We start from the raw sequence: 18,086 nt of genomic DNA on the forward strand, positions 1-18,086 counted from the left end.
CGGATGAAACAGTATTTGATTGCCCCCTCAATTCTGTCGGCTGATTTTGCCCGCCTGGGTGAAGATACCGCAAAAGCCCTGGCAGCTGGCGCTGATGTCGTGCATTTTGACGTCATGGATAACCACTATGTTCCCAATCTGACGATTGGGCCAATGGTGCTGAAATCCTTGCGTAACTACGGCATTACCGCCCCTATCGACGTACACCTGATGGTGAAACCTGTCGATCGCATTGTGCCTGATTTCGCTGCCGCTGGTGCCAGCATCATTACCTTTCATCCAGAAGCCTCCGAGCATGTTGACCGCACGCTGCAACTGATTAAAGAAAATGGCTGTAAAGCGGGACTGGTATTTAACCCGGCGACACCGCTGAGCTATCTGGATTACGTGATGGATAAGCTGGATGTGATCCTGCTGATGTCCGTCAATCCTGGTTTCGGCGGTCAGTCGTTCATTCCTCAAACACTGGATAAACTGCGCGAAGTACGTCGTCGTATCGACGAGTCTGGCTTTGACATTCGTCTGGAAGTAGACGGTGGCGTGAAGGTGAACAACATTGGCGAAATCGCTGCGGCGGGCGCGGATATGTTCGTCGCCGGTTCGGCAATCTTCGACCAGACAGACTACAAAAAAGTCATTGATGAAATGCGCAGTGAACTGGCAAAGGTAAGTCATGAATAAGTTTGAAGATATTCGCGGCGTCGCTTTTGATCTTGATGGTACGCTGGTCGACAGTGCTCCCGGTCTTGCTGCTGCGGTAGATATGGCGCTGTATGCGCTGGAGTTGCCCGTCGCAGGTGAAGAACGCGTTATTACCTGGATTGGTAACGGCGCAGATGTTCTGATGGAGCGCGCATTGACCTGGGCGCGTCAGGAACGTGCGACTCAGCGTAAAACAATGGGTAAACCGCCCGTTGATGACGACATTCCGGCAGAAGAACAGGTACGTATTCTGCGTAAACTGTTCGATCGCTACTATGGCGAGGTTGCCGAAGAGGGGACGTTTTTGTTCCCGCACGTTGCCGATACGTTGGGCGCGTTGCAGGCTAAAGGCCTGCCGCTAGGCCTGGTCACCAACAAACCGACGCCGTTCGTCGCGCCGCTGCTCGAAGCCTTAGATATTGCCAAATACTTTAGCGTGGTTATCGGCGGCGATGATGTGCAAAACAAAAAACCGCATCCGGACCCGCTGTTACTGGTGGCTGAGCGGATGGGAATTGCCCCACAACAGATGCTGTTTGTCGGCGACTCACGCAATGATATTCAGGCGGCAAAAGCGGCAGGTTGCCCATCAGTTGGCTTAACCTACGGATATAACTACGGCGAGGCTATCGATCTCAGCCAGCCTGATGTAATTTATCAGTCTATAAATGACCTTCTGCCCGCATTAGGGCTTCCGCATAGCGAAAATCAGGAATCGAAAAATGACTAAGCCCATCGTTTTTAGTGGCGCACAGCCCTCAGGTGAATTGACCATTGGTAACTACATGGGTGCGCTGCGTCAGTGGGTAAACATGCAGGATGACTACCATTGCATTTACTGTATCGTTGACCAACACGCGATCACCGTGCGCCAGGATGCACAGAAGCTGCGTAAAGCGACGTTGGATACGCTGGCCTTGTATCTGGCTTGTGGTATCGATCCTGAGAAAAGCACCATTTTTGTTCAGTCCCACGTACCAGAACATGCGCAGTTAGGCTGGGCACTGAACTGCTATACCTACTTCGGCGAACTGAGCCGCATGACGCAGTTTAAAGATAAATCTGCGCGTTATGCCGAGAACATCAACGCTGGTCTGTTTGACTATCCGGTGCTGATGGCTGCGGACATCCTGCTGTATCAAACTAATCTGGTACCGGTGGGTGAAGACCAGAAACAGCACCTGGAACTGAGTCGCGATATCGCCCAGCGTTTCAACGCGCTGTATGGCGAGATCTTTAAGGTGCCGGAGCCGTTTATTCCGAAATCTGGCGCGCGCGTAATGTCGCTGCTGGAGCCGACCAAGAAGATGTCCAAGTCTGACGATAACCGCAATAACGTTATCGGCCTGCTGGAAGATCCGAAATCGGTAGTGAAGAAAATCAAACGCGCGGTCACTGACTCCGACGAGCCGCCGGTAGTTCGCTACGATGTGCAGAACAAAGCGGGCGTTTCCAACCTGCTGGATATCCTTTCTGCGGTAACGGGCCAGAGCATCCCAGAACTGGAAAAACAGTTCGAAGGCAAGATGTATGGTCATCTGAAAGGTGAAGTGGCTGATGCCGTTTCCGGTATGCTGACTGAATTGCAGGAACGCTATCACCGTTTCCGCAACGATGAAGCCTTCCTGCAACAGGTGATGAAAGACGGCGCAGAAAAAGCCAGTGTACACGCTTCCCGTACGCTGAAAGCGGTGTACGAAGCGATTGGTTTTGTGGCGAAGCCTTAATATCAAAACGCTCGGACGGTCCCCTCGCCCCTTTGAGGAGAGGGTTAGGGTGAGGGGAGCAGGCAAGCGCCAGTGGGAATTACCCTTTGCTCGCATTGTCGAATAAATCACTTCGTCATCACTCTGAAACCGGGGAAACCCGGTTTTTTTATCCTCATTTGCAATAATCCGAAAAAATGTGAAGCGCCTCGCCGTTTCCACATCTCACAGTTGCCACTTATCTTCATTTTAATGAAGATATAAACATTCATTTTATTGAAAATATATTATGCGTCGAACGTTTATCAAAAAAGAAGGCGTCGTTATCACGACGCTGGCCCGTTATTTGTTGGGTGAAAAATGCGGTAATAGGTTGAAAACCATAGATGAGCTGGCAACTGAATGCCGTTCATCGGTTGGCCTGACGCAGGCCGCGTTGAAAACGCTGGAATCAAGCGGAGCGATACGGATTGAACGCCGTGGGCGCAATGGCAGTTATCTGGTCGAGATGGATAACAAAGCATTGCTGAGTCATGTGGATATCAACAACGTGGTATGTGCGATGCCTTTGCCCTATACCCGCTTGTACGAAGGTTTAGCGAGCGGGCTGAAAGCTCAGTTTGATGGCATTCCTTTTTACTATGCGCATATGCGCGGCGCGGATATTCGCGTGGAGTGTTTACTTAACGGCGTGTATGACATGGCGGTGGTTTCCCGACTGGCGGCGGAAAGTTATCTCACGCAAAAAGGGTTATGCCTCGCGCTGGAGTTGGGGCCGCACACCTACGTTGGCGAGCACCAGTTGATTTGCCATAAAGGCGAGTCCGCAAACGTGAAGCGCGTGGGGCTGGATAACCGTTCGGCGGATCAGAAAATCATGACCGATGTTTTTTTTGGCGGTAGTGATGTGGAACGAGTCGATCTCTCTTATCACGAGAGTTTACAACGCATTGTTAAAGGCGATGTCGATGCGGTGATCTGGAACGTGGTGGCGGAAAACGAACTGACCATGCTGGGATTAGAGGCGACGCCGCTCACAGACGATCCGCGATTTTTACAGGCCACCGAAGCCGTGGTCCTGACGCGAGCCGATGATTACCCAATGCAACAACTGCTGCGTGCCGTTGTAGATAAACACGCCCTGCTCGCCCATCAACAACGCGTGGTGAGTGGGGAACAGGAACCGAGTTATTAAACGAAAGGCATCTGATATGGAAACCAGACTCAACCTGCTTTGCGAGGCAGGCGTTATTGATAAGGACATCTGCAAAGGCATGATGCAGGTCGTCAACGTACTGGAAACAGAGTGCCATCTGCCAGTGCGCAGTGAGCAAGGAACGATGGCGATTACACATATGGCGAGTGCACTGATGCGCAGTCGCCGTGGTGAAGAAATAGAGCCGCTGGATAACGAATTGCTGGCAGAGCTGGCGCAATCCAGCCACTGGCAAGCTGTTGTGCAATTGCATCAGGTATTGTTGAAGGAATTCGCACTGGAAGTTAACCCGTGTGAAGAAGGCTATTTGCTGGCCAACCTTTATGGATTATGGATGGCTGCTAACGAAGAGGTTTGAAGCTCCCGACAAATCCACGTCGCACAACCTAAATATTCAAAAAAATGAATATTTAATTCAAGGAACAGAAACGAGGCAACAAGATGTTTGTAGAAGCATTGAAACGCCAGAACCCGGCGCTGATTTCCGCCGCACTAAGTTTGTGGCAGCAGGGCAAGATCGCCCCGGACAGCTGGGTGATCGACGTGGATCAGGTACTGGAAAACGGTAAGCGACTGATTGAGACGGCGCGGCTTTACGGCATTGAACTGTATCTGATGACCAAGCAGTTTGGCCGTAACCCATGGCTGGCGGAAAAATTGCTGGCATTAGGTTACAGCGGCATTGTGGCGGTGGATTACAAAGAGGCGCGAGTCATGCGCCGCGCTGGTTTGTCGGTGGCGCATCAGGGGCATCTGGTACAAATCCCTTGTCATCAGGTTGCTGACGCCGTTGAACAGGGCACCGACGTCATCACCGTGTTTACTCTCGACAAAGCGCGGGAAGTTTCTGCGGCAGCGGTGAAGGCCGGACGTGTGCAGTTTGTGCTGCTCAAAGTTTATAGCGACGATGATTTTCTTTATCCGGGGCAGGAGAGCGGTTTTGTACAGCATTCGCTGCACGAGGTGGTTGCTGAAATTAAGAAACTGCCGGGGCTGCATTTAGCCGGACTTACCCATTTCCCTTGCCTGCTTTGGGATGAGGCTGCCGGAAAAGTTTTGCCGACACCGAATCTTCACACGCTGATACAGGCACGGGATCAACTGGCGAAATCTGGTATTGCACTTGAGCAACTGAACGCGCCTTCAGCGACCAGCTGCACTTCGCTGCCATTGCTGGCGGAATACGGTGTGACTCATGCCGAACCCGGTCATGCGCTGACGGGCACTATTCCGGCAAACCAGCAGGGCGATCAGCCTGAACGTATCGCGATGCTCTGGTTAAGTGAAATCTCCCATCATTTCCGTGGCGACAGCTACTGCTACGGCGGCGGTTACTACCGTCGTGGTCATGCGCAACATGCGCTGGTGTTTACGCCAGAAAATCAAAAGATTACTGAAACCAATCTCAAAACTGTGGATGACAGCAGTATCGACTACACCCTGCCGCTGGCAGGCGAGTATCCGGTGAGCAGTGCAGTGGTGCTCTGTTTCCGCACGCAGATTTTTGTCACCCGTAGCGATGTGGTGCTGGTGTCCGGTATTCACCGTGGCGAACCGAAAATCGTTGGTCGTTATGACAGTCTTGGAAACTCTCTGGGGGCGTAATGGCGCGATTTGTGGTGTTAGTGATTGATAGCTTTGGCGTAGGGGCAATGAAAGATGTCACGCTGGTGCGTCCGCAAGATGCGGGAGCGAATACCAGTGGTCACATCCTGAGCCAGTTGCCGCATTTGCAGCTACCAACGCTGGAGAAGCTGGGGCTAATCAACGCATTGGGTTATGCGCCAGGCGATATGCAGCCGTCAGATTCCGCAACCTGGGGCGTGGCAGAGCTGCAACATGAAGGTGGCGATACCTTTATGGGGCATCAGGAAATTTTAGGCACGCGCCCGTTACCGCCGCTGCGGATGCCTTTTTGCGATGTGATTGACCGTGTTGAGCAGGCATTAGTATCCGCCGGTTGGCAGGTGGAGCGCCGTGGCGATGAACTGCAATTTCTGTGGGTCAATCAGGCGGTTGCGATTGGCGAAAATCTCGAGGCGGATTTAGGCCAGGTCTATAACATTACCGCCAATCTCTCTGTGATCTCTTTTGACGACGCAATCAAAATTGGTCGTATCGTGCGTGAGCAGGTACAGGTCGGTCGGGTCATTACATTTGGTGGCCTGTTAACCGACAGTCAACGCATTCTCGATGCCGCAGAAAGCAAAGAAGGGCGCTTTATTGGTATCAATGCGCCGCGTTCTGGCGCTTATGACAACGGTTTCCAGGTCGTGCATATGGGCTACGGTGTTGATGAAAAAGTGCAGGTGCCGCAAAAACTGTATGAGGCGGGCGTGCCAACCGTGCTGGTAGGTAAGGTGGCAGATATCGTCAGCAATCCTTATGGCGTGAGCTGGCAAAACCTGGTGGATAGCCAGCGGATTATGGATATCACCCTCGACGAATTTAACACGCATCCGACGGCGTTTATTTGCATCAATATCCAGGAAACCGACCTCGCTGGTCATGCAGAAGACGTCGCACGTTATGCCGAACGTTTGCAGGTCGTTGACCGTAACCTTGCCCGGCTTGTTGAGGCGATGCAGCCAGATGATTGCCTGGTCGTGATGGCGGATCACGGTAACGATCCGACCATTGGTCACAGCCACCATACCCGTGAAGTGGTGCCAGTGCTGGTTTATCAGCAAGGGCTGGTCCACACGCAACTCGGTGTACGCACCACGCTTTCAGATGTGGGGGCTACCGTGTGTGAATTTTTCCGTGCGCCACCGCCACAAAATGGTCGCTCTTTTCTTTCCTCCCTCCGGTTTGCAGGAGACACCCTATGAGTTTTGATCCGACGGGTTACACCCTGGCCCATGAGCATCTGCATATTGATCTCTCCGGCTTTAAAAACAACGTGGACTGCCGCCTTGATCAGTATGCGTTCATTTGCCAGGAGATGAACGACCTGATGACCCGGGGTGTACGTAATGTGATTGAGATGACCAACCGTTACATGGGGCGCAATGCGCAATTTATGCTCGATGTAATGCGCGAAACCGGGATCAACGTGGTGGCCTGTACTGGTTATTACCAGGATGCGTTTTTCCCGGAACATGTGGTGACCCGCAGCGTGCAGGAACTGGCGCAGGAGATGGTCGATGAAATTGAACAGGGTATCGATGGCACGAAGCTGAAAGCCGGGATCATCGCGGAGATCGGCTCCAGCGAAGGAAAGATTACGCCGCTGGAAGAGAAGGTATTTATTGCCGCTGCGCTGGCGCATAACCAGACCGGACGCCCGATCTCCACGCATACGTCGTTCAGCACCATGGGGCTGGAACAACTGGCTCTGTTGCAAGCCCACGGAGTTGATCTTTCGCGCGTCACCGTTGGTCACTGCGATCTGAAAGACAATCTCGACAACATTTTGAAGATGATCGATCTCGGCGCGTACGTGCAGTTCGACACCATTGGTAAGAACAGTTACTACCCGGACGAAAAGCGCATTGCGATGCTCCACGCGCTACGTGACCGTGGGTTGCTGAACCGCGTCATGCTGTCGATGGATATTACGCGCCGCTCCCATTTAAAAGCCAATGGTGGTTATGGCTATGACTATTTATTGACCACCTTTATTCCGCAATTGCGCCAGTCAGGATTCAGTCAGGCCGATGTGGATGTGATGTTACGTGAAAATCCCTCTCAATTTTTCCAATAAGGACAGACTCATGAAAAAGATTGGCGTTGCAGGCTTACAGCGTGAGCAGATTAAAAAAACCATTGAAGCGACGGCTCCTGGCAGTTTTGAAGTTTTCATTCACAACGACATGGAAGCGGCAATGAAAGTGAAATCCGGGCAACTGGATTACTACATCGGTGCGTGTAATACCGGTGCGGGCGCGGCATTGTCGATTGCCATCGCGGTGATTGGCTATAACAAAAGTTGCACCATTGCCAAACCAGGCATTAAAGCGAAAGACGAGCATATCGCCAAAATGATCGCTGAAGGGAAAGTGGCGTTTGGCCTTTCCGTTGAGCACGTCGAACACGCGATTCCGATGCTGATTAACCATCTGAAATAAAAGGCACGACTATGGATCTGTATATTCAGATTATCGTGGTGGCGTGCCTGACGGGTATGACATCGCTTCTGGCGCATCGCTCGGCGGCTGTTTTTCATGACGGCATCCGCCCGATCCTGCCGCAACTGATTGAAGGCTATATGAATCGTCGCGAGGCGGGGAGTATCGCTTTTGGTCTGAGCATTGGTTTTGTGGCCTCGGTGGGGATCTCTTTTACCCTGAAAACCGGGCTGCTCAACGCATGGTTACTCTTTCTTCCTACCGATATCCTCGGCGTACTGGCGATAAACAGCCTGATGGCGTTTGGTCTTGGCGCTATCTGGGGCGTGTTGATCCTTACTTGCCTGTTGCCAGTAAACCAGCTGCTGACCGCGCTGCCGGTGGATGTATTAGGTAGCCTCGGGGAATTAAGCTCGCCGGTGGTTTCTGCTTTTGCACTGTTCCCGCTGGTGGCGATTTTCTACCAGTTTGGCTGGAAGCAAAGTCTGGTCGCCGCCGTGGTTGTTCTGATGACCCGTGTGGTAGTCGTGCGCTATTTCCCACATCTTAACCCTGAATCCATCGAAATCTTTATTGGCATGGTGATGCTGCTGGGGATCGCGATAACTCACGACCTGCGTCATCGTGATGAAAATGACATCGATGCCAGCGGGCTTTCGGTGTTTGAAGAACGCACGTCGCGGATTATCAAAAACTTACCCTATATCGCCATCGTGGGAGCATTGATTGCCGCCGTTGCCAGCATGAAGATTTTCGCCGGCAGTGAAGTGTCGATCTTCACTCTGGAGAAAGCGTACTCCGCAGGCGTAACGCCGGAACAATCGCAAACGCTGATCAACCAGGCGGCACTGGCAGAATTTATGCGCGGGCTGGGTTTTGTACCGTTGATTGCCACCACCGCCTTAGCAACGGGTGTGTATGCAGTTGCGGGCTTTACCTTTGTTTATGCGGTGGGCTATCTCTCGCCGAATCCGATGGTTGCAGCGGTATTAGGCGCAGTGGTTATTTCGGCGGAAGTCTTGCTGCTTCGTTCGATCGGCAAATGGCTGGGACGCTACCCGTCGGTGCGTAATGCGTCGGATAACATCCGTAACGCCATGAATATGCTGATGGAAGTGGCGCTGCTGGTCGGTTCGATTTTCGCAGCAATTAAGATGGCGGGTTATACCGGATTCTCTATCGCGGTTGCCATTTACTTCCTCAACGAATCCCTGGGCCGTCCGGTACAGAAAATGGCGGCACCGGTCGTGGCAGTAATGATCACCGGTATTCTGCTGAATGTTCTTTACTGGCTTGGCCTGTTCGTTCCGGCTTAAGGAAGGCACCTATGAAGACGTTTCCTCTGCAAAGCCTGACGATTATTGAGGCGCAGCAAAAGCAGTTTGCGCTGGTGGATAGCATTTGTCGCCATTTCCCCGGCAGCGAGTTTCTTACTGGCGGTGATTTAGGCTTAACGCCAGGACTGAATCAACCGCGCGTTACCCAGCGTGTGGAACAGGTGCTGGCTGATGCATTTCACGCACAGGCTGCGGCGCTGGTGCAGGGCGCGGGGACTGGCGCGATTCGCGCCGGGCTGGCGGCTTTGCTCAAACCGGGGCAGCGTCTTCTGGTGCATGACGCGCCTGTTTACCCGACGACACGGGTTATTATTGAGCAGATGGGGCTGACGCTTATTACTGTTGATTTCAATGACCTGTCGGCACTGAAGCAGGTCGTCGACGAGCAACAACCGGATGCGGCGCTGGTGCAGCATACGCGCCAGCAGCCGCAGGACAGCTACGTGCTGGCAGATGTGCTGGCAACGTTGCGCGCGGCAGGTGTTCCAGCGTTAACCGATGACAACTATGCGGTGATGAAGGTGGCGCGAATCGGCTGTGAATGCGGCGCGAATGTCTCGACATTTTCCTGCTTCAAGCTATTTGGGCCAGAGGGTGTTGGTGCAGTGGTCGGCGATGCTGATGTTATCAACCGTATTCGCGCCACGCTTTACTCCGGCGGTAGCCAGATCCAGGGCGCACAGGCGCTGGAAGTCTTGCGTGGTCTGGTGTTTGCGCCAGTGATGCACGCGGTGCAGGCAGGGGTATCTGAACGGTTGCTGGCTTTGCTTAACGGTGGTGCGGTGCCGGAAGTGAAAAGCGCGGTGATTGCTAATGCGCAGTCGAAGGTGTTGATTGTCGAGTTTCATCAGCCGATTGCCGCCAGAGTGCTGGAAGAGGCGCAAAAGCGCGGTGCCTTGCCTTACCCGGTGGGTGCAGAGTCGAAATATGAAATCCCGCCGCTCTTTTATCGCCTTTCCGGAACGTTTCGCCAGGCGAATCCACAATCAGAACATTGTGCGATTCGCATTAACCCGAATCGCAGCGGTGAAGAGACGGTGCTGCGGATTTTGCGTGAGAGTATTGCCAGTATTTAATGCTGGATAGCACCGTCAAGCTAAATTCCGTACTGAACGGTCCCCTCGCCCCTTTGGGGAGAGGGTTAGGGTGAGAGGAACGTACGGGATGTAAAATTCAACGCGCCAGCATCGCCGGATGCGATGCTGGCGCATCTTATCCGGCCTACGGTTAATGTCTTTTATTATCAATAGTTAAGGTGATGCGATTGGCGCGGCAGAAGAGTTCGGAGACGTGCACCGGTTTGTCATTCTGATCAAAGGCGATTTTGCTGATGCGAAACAACGGTTCGCCCAGTTCGCATTTCAGCCATTTTGCCTGCGGGCGGGTGGCGGCAAAGATATCGATGGTCTTTTTGTCGCTGACCACTCGCGTGTCAAAACGCTCCTGAAATAACTGATAGGTGGAGCTTCCTTCGACGTAAATCTCATCAAAGTCAGGATAACGCGACAGCGGGATCCATGAACTATCAATAAACAGCGGCTCTTTATCGAGATACATCACCCGGCAGAGATGGAACACTTCGCTGTTTCCGGGGATGTTCAGCTTTTCGCAAAACGGCGCGGCGCTGACCCGTTCCTGTTCGATCACTTTCTCTTTCGTCGCCTTGCCTTGTGAGACGCCAAAATCGGTAAAACCACTGACAGTAAGCAGGGCGTTTTCAACTTTCTGGCTTTGTACAAAGGTGCCTTTTCCCTGCCAGCGGATCAGTACGCCGTCTGCCACTAAGTCGCTGATGGCTTTGCGAATGGTAATGCGGCTGACGTTATATTGTGTACAAAGCTCGTTTTCGGTAGGGATCTGTTGCCCGGCCTGGTAAACCCCCTGCGCGATATCATCCAGCAGTCGCTGGCGGACGGTAGCGTAGAGGAGTTGATGAGAGTAGCGGTCCGTAGCTGACATAATCGACCCTGAAATAAAGAATGAATTACTCGGATTATAGGGTCGTTTTCCGGCAAGTAACAGCACGTTGGCGTGAAGATGCTCACGCCAACGTTATACCTACCAGGCACCGTGGTACTGAATGGTTTTCGCCGCGCACGCCGTTCCCTGCGCCATCGCCTGCGGTAATGTCATCCCCGCAGACCAGCCGCAAAGGAATCCGGCAATGAACGAATCTCCGGCACCCATGGTGTCGATAACCGTCACCGGTTCAGGAGCCTGACGCCAGAACTGCGCGCCATCCCAGGCAATGCTGCCGTTTTCACCCAGCGTGACAATCACTGTTCCTGCGCCACGGGCAACAATCGCTTTCATCTTCAGACGCAGCGCTTCGTCTTCTTGCGGTGCGGAGGTAAAGGCAAAATCGAGATGCGGCACCAGTGTCTGCCAGAGCGGGCTGTCCCACTTGTCGGAGAAGTCGAAAGCGGTAAGTTTGCCCGCAGCGTGCAGCTGTGGGAATGCGTCTTCCGCATGTCCCCAGATTGCCGCGTGCACAATGTCATACTGCGCCAGCCAGGCGTAATCCTCTTCACTCAGGGCAAAGTCGGCCATCATAGTCGCCAAAAACGCGATCATTGTCGTGCAGTTCCACCTGAGTTTGTGCGGTAACGCCGTGTTTCGTATGGACATGGCTGATATCGACGCCCATGCGGGCGAGATCCTGCTTCAGCTTTGTGCCGTAGTCATCGTCACCCACCCAGGTAATGCATCCCGGCTGTATGCCGTAGCGAGTGCAGTACACCGCCACATTGACCGCATTACCGCCAGAAAACGCTTTATTCAGTTGCGGGTAGATATCGACGCAGTTATCGCCGATTGTCGCCAGGGTTTTCATCTCTCATCCTCCGGCAGCAGCGCGCGAAAGCGTTCCAGCGCCTGGCGGGCATAGAGTCTGGGCTCGTTCATATACATCGTCACCAGTTCCACCGTGCAGTAACCGTCATAGCCCCGGTCGATAATATCGCGCATCAGCTCCCGCAGCGGCATTTTGCCTTCGCCGGGAATGTAATGTGTGTCACTGGCCCCGTCGCTGTCGACAATATGCAGATGACGCAATTTATCACCCAGTTTGTCGAAATAACTCATCACCGGTTCCGCCTGGACATACGGCGCGCAAATGTCGACCATGCTGAACAGGCGCGGCGAAGGCACCAGCGCCAGCGCATGAAGCACATCATTAGCATTACACACGACGTTCGATTCATACGGCGTTAACGGTTCGAGGATCAGATCCATGCCGATGTTTTCCGCGTACTCACACAGTTCGCTTAGGTTCTCTGCCAGCCGTCCCCAGATAACATTAGGTGGCGTGAGATAGCCCGCGTGGGCCGCGGAAATCAGCGTATAACCCGCGTTCATCTCTTTTGCCATATCCATCGCCAGCTTGATCATGTCGAGGCTTTCGCGACGCATATGTTCATCGCCCAGCATCATGTTATACGGATAGCCGTTGGTTTCTGGCGTATAGCCGATAATCGGCATCTGATACGTCTGCGCCAGCGCCTTGATTTGTTTGATGCCGCCCGCTTTTAAGTCCGGCGCGAACGCGTGCGGGCGACCGCCCCAAATTTCGATGCCGTCGTAACCCAGCTCGCTTGCATCACGAAATGCGTGTTCAATAGGCAGCCGCTGGTGGCCGCAGGTAAACATACCTGTTTTCATCGGGTAACTCCTTGCGTAAATTCGGCCCGTTGCCGGGCCGGGAGAGGGATTAATATTCCACCAGACCACCGTAATAGCGGCGTTCATCCGGGTTGTGATCTTTGTAAATAGACAGGTAGTAGCAGAGCCACTCCATTGGCACGAACATCAGGAACGGTGCCAGCCACGGGTGCAGCCCTTGCGAAATTTCGGCGTAATCGATGACGATCACGTTGTCAGTACGCTGTTTAACAAAGTTAATGGCGCGTTCGGTGGTGTGGCGACTTTCATCATTGCCGAGCAGGAACAGGAACGGAACGCCCGGTTCGACAATCTCCAGCGGGCCATGGCGGAACTCTCCGCTCTCAATCACGCAGCCGTGCGTCCAGGTAAATTCCATCAGCGTTACAATGCCTTCTTTGTAACCCAGCGGACGCAGCGGACCCGCAGCAACGGTATAAATCATCGGCCACTGGCTGGCCAGTTCACCAAGCTGGCGGCCTTTTTCTTCCCAGGTGCGTACCAGATGACCGAGCGCATTCGGCAACTGCTTGAGATCGTTTTTGATCTTGCCGATTTCCGCGTTCGGCGCGAGGCGGGTGATCATCTCCAGCACCACGCTGTAGCAGAGCAGCAGGTGAATTTCCCAGATACAGTCGGCCTGATAATCAATGCTAAATTCCGCCGCCGAGGTAATCGGGCTGTCCGCGCGTTTGGTGAACGCCGCAGTGAGTGCGCCGCAGGCCCGGCCCAGCTCCAGCGCTTTGATTACCTCTTCCGTTTTACCGTAGTCAGAAACGCCAATCACCGCGCAACGATCGTCGAGGCGATACGGGGTGTTATCGCAGAACTCCCAGCCGGAAATGGCGTAGACCTGAAGATCGGAAAAGCGATCCGCCAGATGTTTCGCCGTTTGCGCCGCGTTGAGTGGCGAGCCGCAGGCAACGAAATAAATACGATCAATGTCGCGCTTCACCATCTCTTCCACGATGGCGTGCACCAGCGGAACGTCATGGCTGAGAACTTTTTCCACTTCCTGAACCATATTTTCGGTGACCAGAAAGTCCACGGTGCTTTTATCAATATCCAACATTTTATTTTCTCCAGATAACATTACGACAAAGCGTTGAGCTGGCGGCTACGCTTCGCCCAGAAGGCGTAAGCAGGCAGACCAGTAGCAATAACGATGACGGCGCAGATAAGGCCGGGAATCGGTGCCCAGACAAAGGTTGAGGCGACCAGAATGAGGCTTGACGCAATGGCGAGGGTGGTCATCAGCCCGAAAGCCGGAGTACGCCACAGCGGTTTGTAATCGTCGCGTTTACGACACCAGATGATGGAGCCGAAGGTGAGGGTATTTTTGAAACACATCACCAGGGTGAAATAACCCAGCAGGCTGGTGAGATCGGAAACGAAGATGAAGAAGATCCCCAGCGCCCCTTGCAGGATGATGGAGACATCCGGCGTGTTGTATTTCGGATGCACATGGCCGAAGCATTTAAAGAACAGGTTGTCTTTCGCCATCGCGTATTCCAGCCGCGGCTGGTACATCACGCAGCTGGAAAGCGAACCAAGAATGACGATCATCGCCGTGATGGCAACAAAGATCCCAGCGGTGCTGCCGAGTGCGGGGATCCAGGTCAGGGCGTCGGAAATCGGCGTTTCAGAATTGGCGAGTTTGTCGAAGGGCATCAGGCCGGAAATCACCAGCGCCAGCAGGGTGTAGAGCACCAGAACCAGCAGACAGGAACCAATCAGCGCTCGTGGCATGGTTTTTCCGGGGTTTTTAATTTCGCCGGTCATATAACAGATAGAGGCCATGCCGGTATACGACCAACTGGTGGCAGAGATCCCCGCCAGCAGCGCCATAAAGCTGCCCGTTGCGCCAATCGCAGTGGTGGTAGGGGCGGCAAAATTCTCCGCTTTAAACCAGAAGATCCCAAGGCCAATGACGATAGTGAGCGGGATAATTTTGGCGATGGTAATTAGCGTCTGAAACGCTGCGCCGCCTTCAACGGAGCGCAGGTGTAGCAACATAAAGGCGATAATTAATCCGGCGGCGATAAATTTACCGAGCAACGGATCGATAGGCGTTAAAAAGCCAAGATTGCTGACAATCGCCAGCGCCATAATCGACAATGACGGCGCATCGTTGGCCCAGAAGCTGGCCCAGCCGGAGAGGAAAGCCAGCGGTCGGCTTCCGGCATTTTTCAGATAAACATAATCTGCGCCATTTTCCGGATAAGCGGTGGATAGTTCCGCATAGACGCACATTTGCGGGATCACAATTAACCCGCCAATGACAAACGCGAGCACCGTAAGCCACGGCGTGCCCGCTGCTTTTGCCACTTCACCCACAGATACAAAAATACCGGAGCCGACGGTTGTCCCGACGGCGATTGCAAGAACGGCCCAAAATCCGAGCTTGCGTTGGAGTTCCTGGCTTCCCATAGCGATACCTTTTTCTTGTCCAATACGTTGTAGGGGAGAGTTTGCAGTCATTTAAAAGGTAACATGACAATACATGATGAATATAACAACATATGATGTTGTGTAATGTGGAGGAAGATCACAAAATTTCGCACAGGATCGCGCTGTGGCTAATGGATGTAGTTATCAAATTGAATTTAAATTGAAAATATTTTTACGGGCGGGGGCAAGAAGGATATAGAAACAAATACGCCCTCGGAAAATCCAGAGGGCGTCGGGCAATTAAACCGGTGTTAGCCGATTTCTGTCAGAGACTTACTGTGCAGTAGGACCGCAACCGCCAATGATTTTAGAAATAGAAATTGCCGGGTGCAGCAGGTAGTCGTAAGAGCAGTTCTTATCACGGTTTTCAATATGACCAGTACATGCAGTTAACGTAGCCAGTACTGCACCTACCAGTGCAACTTTAATAAATTTGTTCATTTACATTCCCTATGTATTATATATTAATTAATATTCATTGATTATATGAATATAAGCAGACTGCTCGTTAAGAACGATACAGGAATATTTAATTGGCGTCAGTGAGCGAATGACTTAATTTTGTAAGTCGCTGTAACGGTGAATATAACCCATTAGCAGATAATATTTATTAAGGGGTTATGTTTTATTTGCTGAATATATAAAAAGAGTCATTAAGAAGGCCAGAATTCTCTGGCCCGGGTTAAATTAATGGTTGGAGAACCAGTTCAGTTTATCGCGCAGGCCAACAACCCGACCAATAATAATTAGCGATGGACTGTTCATTTGCTGAGCAAGTTCACCGAGTTGCGTGAGCGTACCGTCAATCACGCGCTGCGTGACTGCCGTTCCGTTTTCGACAATTGCCACCGGCATTTCGCCAGGCATACCGTGTTCAATCAGCTTTTGCTGAATAGTCGCGGCCTGATTCAACCCCATATAGAACACCAGCGTCTGTTTTTCTGCCGCCAGGTTTTCCCAGTCCAGCTCGCCACCGGTTTTTAAGTGTCCGGTAATTAAGCGTACGCTCTGGGCATAATCGCGATGCGTGAGTGGAATACCCGAATAGGCAGAGCAACCAGAAGCTGCGGTAATACCCGGAACCACCGAGAACGGAATACCCGCGTTGCACAGTGTTTCCAGCTCTTCGCCACCACGGCCAAAAATAAACGGATCGCCACCTTTCAGCCGCACCACGCGTTTGCCTTTTTGCGCTTCCCGCAGCAGGATCTGGTTAATCTCTTCCTGCTGTACACAGTGGTATCCCGCGCGTTTGCCGACGAAAACGCGATCAGCATCGCGGCGTACCAGATTCATAATATCGTCAGAAACCAGACGGTCGTAGACCACCACATCTGCCTGCTGAATTTGTTGCAGTCCTTTCAGCGTCAGCAGCCCGGCATCGCCCGGACCTGCACCAACCAGCACCACTTCACCGCGATGGTCAAGCGGTTCGTTGATTAACTGTTCGGTGGTTTCAGTAATGGCTTTCTGATCGTTGTTTGCCAGCGACTGCGCCAGGCGATCGTTAACGAACAATTTCTCCCAGAAACGGCGACGCTCACCCATCGTGGCGAACTGTTGTTTCACTCGCCCGCGTAATTGCCCGGCGTATTTCGCTACCTGGCCCAGATGCAACGGCAGCAGTGATTCAAGTTTTTCGCGCAACAGGCGTGCCAGAACCGGAGAGGTGCCGCCAGAGGAGACCGCTACCATGAGCGGTGAGCGGTCAATAATCGACGGCATAATAAAGCTGGCGGCTTTCGGCGCATCGACCACGTTACAGAAGATGCGACGAGCTTCAGCGGCTTCGCTGACGCGCTGGTTAAGCGCGTCATCATCCGTCGCTGCAATCGCCAGCCAGCATGTGTCGAGAAGGCTTTCATCAAATGGCCCTTCGACGAGGGTTAACATGCCTGCATCTGCCCATGCGGTGAACTGTGGAATAAACGCTAATGCATTCACCGTTAAGCGAGCGCCTGCGTCTAACAGCAACCTTGCTTTGCGTTCCGCGACATCACCACCGCCGACAATCAGACAGTCGCGATCGCGTAATTGGCAAAATATAGGCAAATGATCCACGTAAAAACCCCTTAGTAATTAACCGGCAGCCGTTTCAGTTTGATTAAATTTGTCCGCAACCGGACGATTCGCTTTCGGCGTAGCATACCAATAACCCAATCCCATGAATACGGCACCTGATAAAGTATTACCCAGCGTCACCCACAGCAGGTTATGACCAATACCCGCCAGCGTGTAGGCTTCGCTGTGGTTGCCGAACCAGGAGAGCGCGAACAGCGTCATGTTAGCGATAGAGTGCTCGTAGCCAGACGCGATAAATGCCAGCAGACACCACCAGATAGCGATAAATTTCGCCGCCCCTTCAGTGCGCAGCGCCATCCAGATTGCCAGGCAAACCAGCCAGTTACACAATGCACCTTTGAAGAACAGTACCATTGCCGGTGCAGTGGTTTTAGCCAGCGCGACGGAGTGAACGATGCTGGTATCTACCGGCAGCAGGCTACCGCCGCCCCAGCTATAGAGCATGGCAACGAAGACGGAACCGACCAGGTTACCCAGCCAGGTTTGCGGCAGGATTGCCCACATTTGCCCGTGGCTGATGCTGCCCGCTTTTACCCCAAAGGTGAGGAACATGGTGTGTCCGGTGAACAGTTCAGAACCGGCGATAATCACCAGCGTTAAGGCGATACCAAAGGTCGCGCCCATCACCAGCGGACGTACGGACGGGTCGAGCAAATTACCGAGCGTGAAAATCAAGATGATCCCAAGACCCACATACGCGCCCGCCATGGCGGAGCTGACCCAAAAGCCGAGCGGGTCATTTGCCGACAGGCGTGCAATGCGCGCAGCGTTAGCCGCACACTTATTAATAGTGTCTGTAAACATTTGATTATCCTTTAAAAAATAAAAACAAAAAAATAAAACAAAAAGTTTAAAAAATGTC

General features: G+C 52.8%; 18 protein-coding genes and 1 pseudogene. 11 read left to right on the forward strand and 8 right to left on the reverse strand.

Annotated features, from left to right (window positions below; all coding sequences use genetic code 11):
• Positions 1–3 precede the first annotated feature (3 nt).
• From rpe to HGD79_RS17735, 11 genes are all read left to right on the forward strand, one after another.
• Positions 4–681: a ribulose-phosphate 3-epimerase gene (gene rpe / locus HGD79_RS17685; protein WP_168848460.1), complete on the forward strand. Its 678-nt coding sequence runs from the start codon at positions 4–6 to the stop codon at positions 679–681.
• Positions 674–1,432 carry a phosphoglycolate phosphatase gene (gph, locus tag HGD79_RS17690; RefSeq protein WP_001031729.1) on the forward strand — a complete coding sequence of 253 codons (759 nt, stop codon included), beginning with the start codon at positions 674–676 and terminating at the stop codon, positions 1,430–1,432. The genes rpe and gph overlap by 8 nt, the downstream gene beginning before the upstream one ends.
• The gene (trpS, locus tag HGD79_RS17695; RefSeq protein WP_000165553.1) at positions 1,425–2,429 is read left to right on the forward strand and encodes a tryptophan--tRNA ligase; all 1,005 of its coding nucleotides are present in this window, start codon (positions 1,425–1,427) and stop codon (positions 2,427–2,429) included. Before gph ends, trpS begins: the two co-directional genes overlap by 8 nt.
• A gap of 268 nt (positions 2,430–2,697) precedes the next feature.
• Positions 2,698–3,603 (forward strand): GntR family transcriptional regulator YhfZ, encoded by a 906-nt coding sequence (gene yhfZ / locus HGD79_RS17700; protein WP_096147539.1) that lies wholly within the window; start codon positions 2,698–2,700, stop codon positions 3,601–3,603.
• A gap of 16 nt (positions 3,604–3,619) precedes the next feature.
• Positions 3,620–3,982: a hypothetical protein gene (locus HGD79_RS17705; RefSeq protein WP_001298733.1), complete on the forward strand. Its 363-nt coding sequence runs from the start codon at positions 3,620–3,622 to the stop codon at positions 3,980–3,982.
• A gap of 83 nt (positions 3,983–4,065) precedes the next feature.
• Entirely contained in the window at positions 4,066–5,229 is a 1,164-nt protein-coding gene (locus HGD79_RS17710; protein WP_000497372.1) for a YhfX family PLP-dependent enzyme, read from the forward strand.
• On the forward strand, positions 5,229–6,455 hold the full coding sequence (locus HGD79_RS17715) for a phosphopentomutase (protein WP_168848461.1): 1,227 nt from the start codon (positions 5,229–5,231) through the stop codon (positions 6,453–6,455). Before HGD79_RS17710 ends, HGD79_RS17715 begins: the two co-directional genes overlap by 1 nt.
• A complete protein-coding gene (locus HGD79_RS17720; protein ID WP_168848462.1) occupies positions 6,452–7,330 on the forward strand; it encodes a phosphotriesterase-related protein in 879 nt (292 codons plus the stop codon). Before HGD79_RS17715 ends, HGD79_RS17720 begins: the two co-directional genes overlap by 4 nt.
• Positions 7,331–7,340: 10 nt before the next feature.
• A complete protein-coding gene (locus HGD79_RS17725; RefSeq protein ID WP_001297518.1) occupies positions 7,341–7,694 on the forward strand; it encodes a DUF2620 domain-containing protein in 354 nt (117 codons plus the stop codon).
• Positions 7,695–7,705: 11 nt separating this feature from the next.
• A complete protein-coding gene (locus tag HGD79_RS17730) occupies positions 7,706–9,010 on the forward strand; it encodes a YhfT family protein (protein ID WP_000366877.1) in 1,305 nt (434 codons plus the stop codon).
• 11 nt (positions 9,011–9,021) lie between these two features.
• Complete coding sequence (locus tag HGD79_RS17735) at positions 9,022–10,107, forward strand: aminotransferase class I/II-fold pyridoxal phosphate-dependent enzyme (RefSeq protein ID WP_000847144.1); 1,086 nt, start codon at positions 9,022–9,024, stop codon at positions 10,105–10,107.
• Positions 10,108–10,258: 151 nt separating this feature from the next.
• On the opposite strand, the gene frlR is transcribed toward HGD79_RS17735, so the two are convergent.
• The 8 genes and pseudogenes from frlR to nirC all read right to left on the reverse strand — a co-directional run bounded on the left by frlR (position 10,259) and on the right by nirC (position 18,028).
• On the reverse strand, positions 10,259–10,990 hold the full coding sequence (frlR, locus tag HGD79_RS17740; RefSeq protein WP_001276847.1) for a DNA-binding transcriptional regulator FrlR: 732 nt from the start codon (positions 10,988–10,990) through the stop codon (positions 10,259–10,261).
• Positions 10,991–11,089: 99 nt separating this feature from the next.
• Positions 11,090–11,864, reverse strand: a pseudogene (gene frlD / locus HGD79_RS26720) (fructoselysine 6-kinase).
• Positions 11,861–12,691 (reverse strand): fructoselysine 3-epimerase, encoded by an 831-nt coding sequence (gene frlC, locus HGD79_RS17755; protein ID WP_000847831.1) that lies wholly within the window; start codon positions 12,689–12,691, stop codon positions 11,861–11,863. Before frlC ends, frlD begins: the two are co-directional and overlap by 4 nt.
• Positions 12,692–12,740: 49 nt before the next feature.
• Positions 12,741–13,763 carry a fructoselysine 6-phosphate deglycase gene (frlB, locus tag HGD79_RS17760; RefSeq protein WP_001295163.1) on the reverse strand — a complete coding sequence of 341 codons (1,023 nt, stop codon included), beginning with the start codon at positions 13,761–13,763 and terminating at the stop codon, positions 12,741–12,743.
• A 20-nt stretch (positions 13,764–13,783) separates the two neighbouring features.
• Positions 13,784–15,121 carry a fructoselysine/psicoselysine transporter FrlA gene (frlA, locus tag HGD79_RS17765; RefSeq protein ID WP_247653391.1) on the reverse strand — a complete coding sequence of 446 codons (1,338 nt, stop codon included), beginning with the start codon at positions 15,119–15,121 and terminating at the stop codon, positions 13,784–13,786.
• 294 nt (positions 15,122–15,415) lie between these two features.
• Complete coding sequence (locus tag HGD79_RS17770) at positions 15,416–15,583, reverse strand: YhfL family protein (protein ID WP_001031834.1); 168 nt, start codon at positions 15,581–15,583, stop codon at positions 15,416–15,418.
• A 246-nt stretch (positions 15,584–15,829) separates the two neighbouring features.
• On the reverse strand, positions 15,830–17,203 hold the full coding sequence (gene cysG, locus HGD79_RS17775) for a siroheme synthase CysG (protein ID WP_139496477.1): 1,374 nt from the start codon (positions 17,201–17,203) through the stop codon (positions 15,830–15,832).
• 18 nt (positions 17,204–17,221) lie between these two features.
• Positions 17,222–18,028 carry a nitrite transporter NirC gene (gene nirC / locus HGD79_RS17780; protein WP_096147536.1) on the reverse strand — a complete coding sequence of 269 codons (807 nt, stop codon included), beginning with the start codon at positions 18,026–18,028 and terminating at the stop codon, positions 17,222–17,224.
• Positions 18,029–18,086 lie beyond the last annotated feature (58 nt).

Origin of the sequence: Escherichia sp. SCLE84 (assembly GCF_012584495.1) — a bacterium.
Lineage (GTDB): Bacteria > Pseudomonadota > Gammaproteobacteria > Enterobacterales > Enterobacteriaceae > ECMA0423.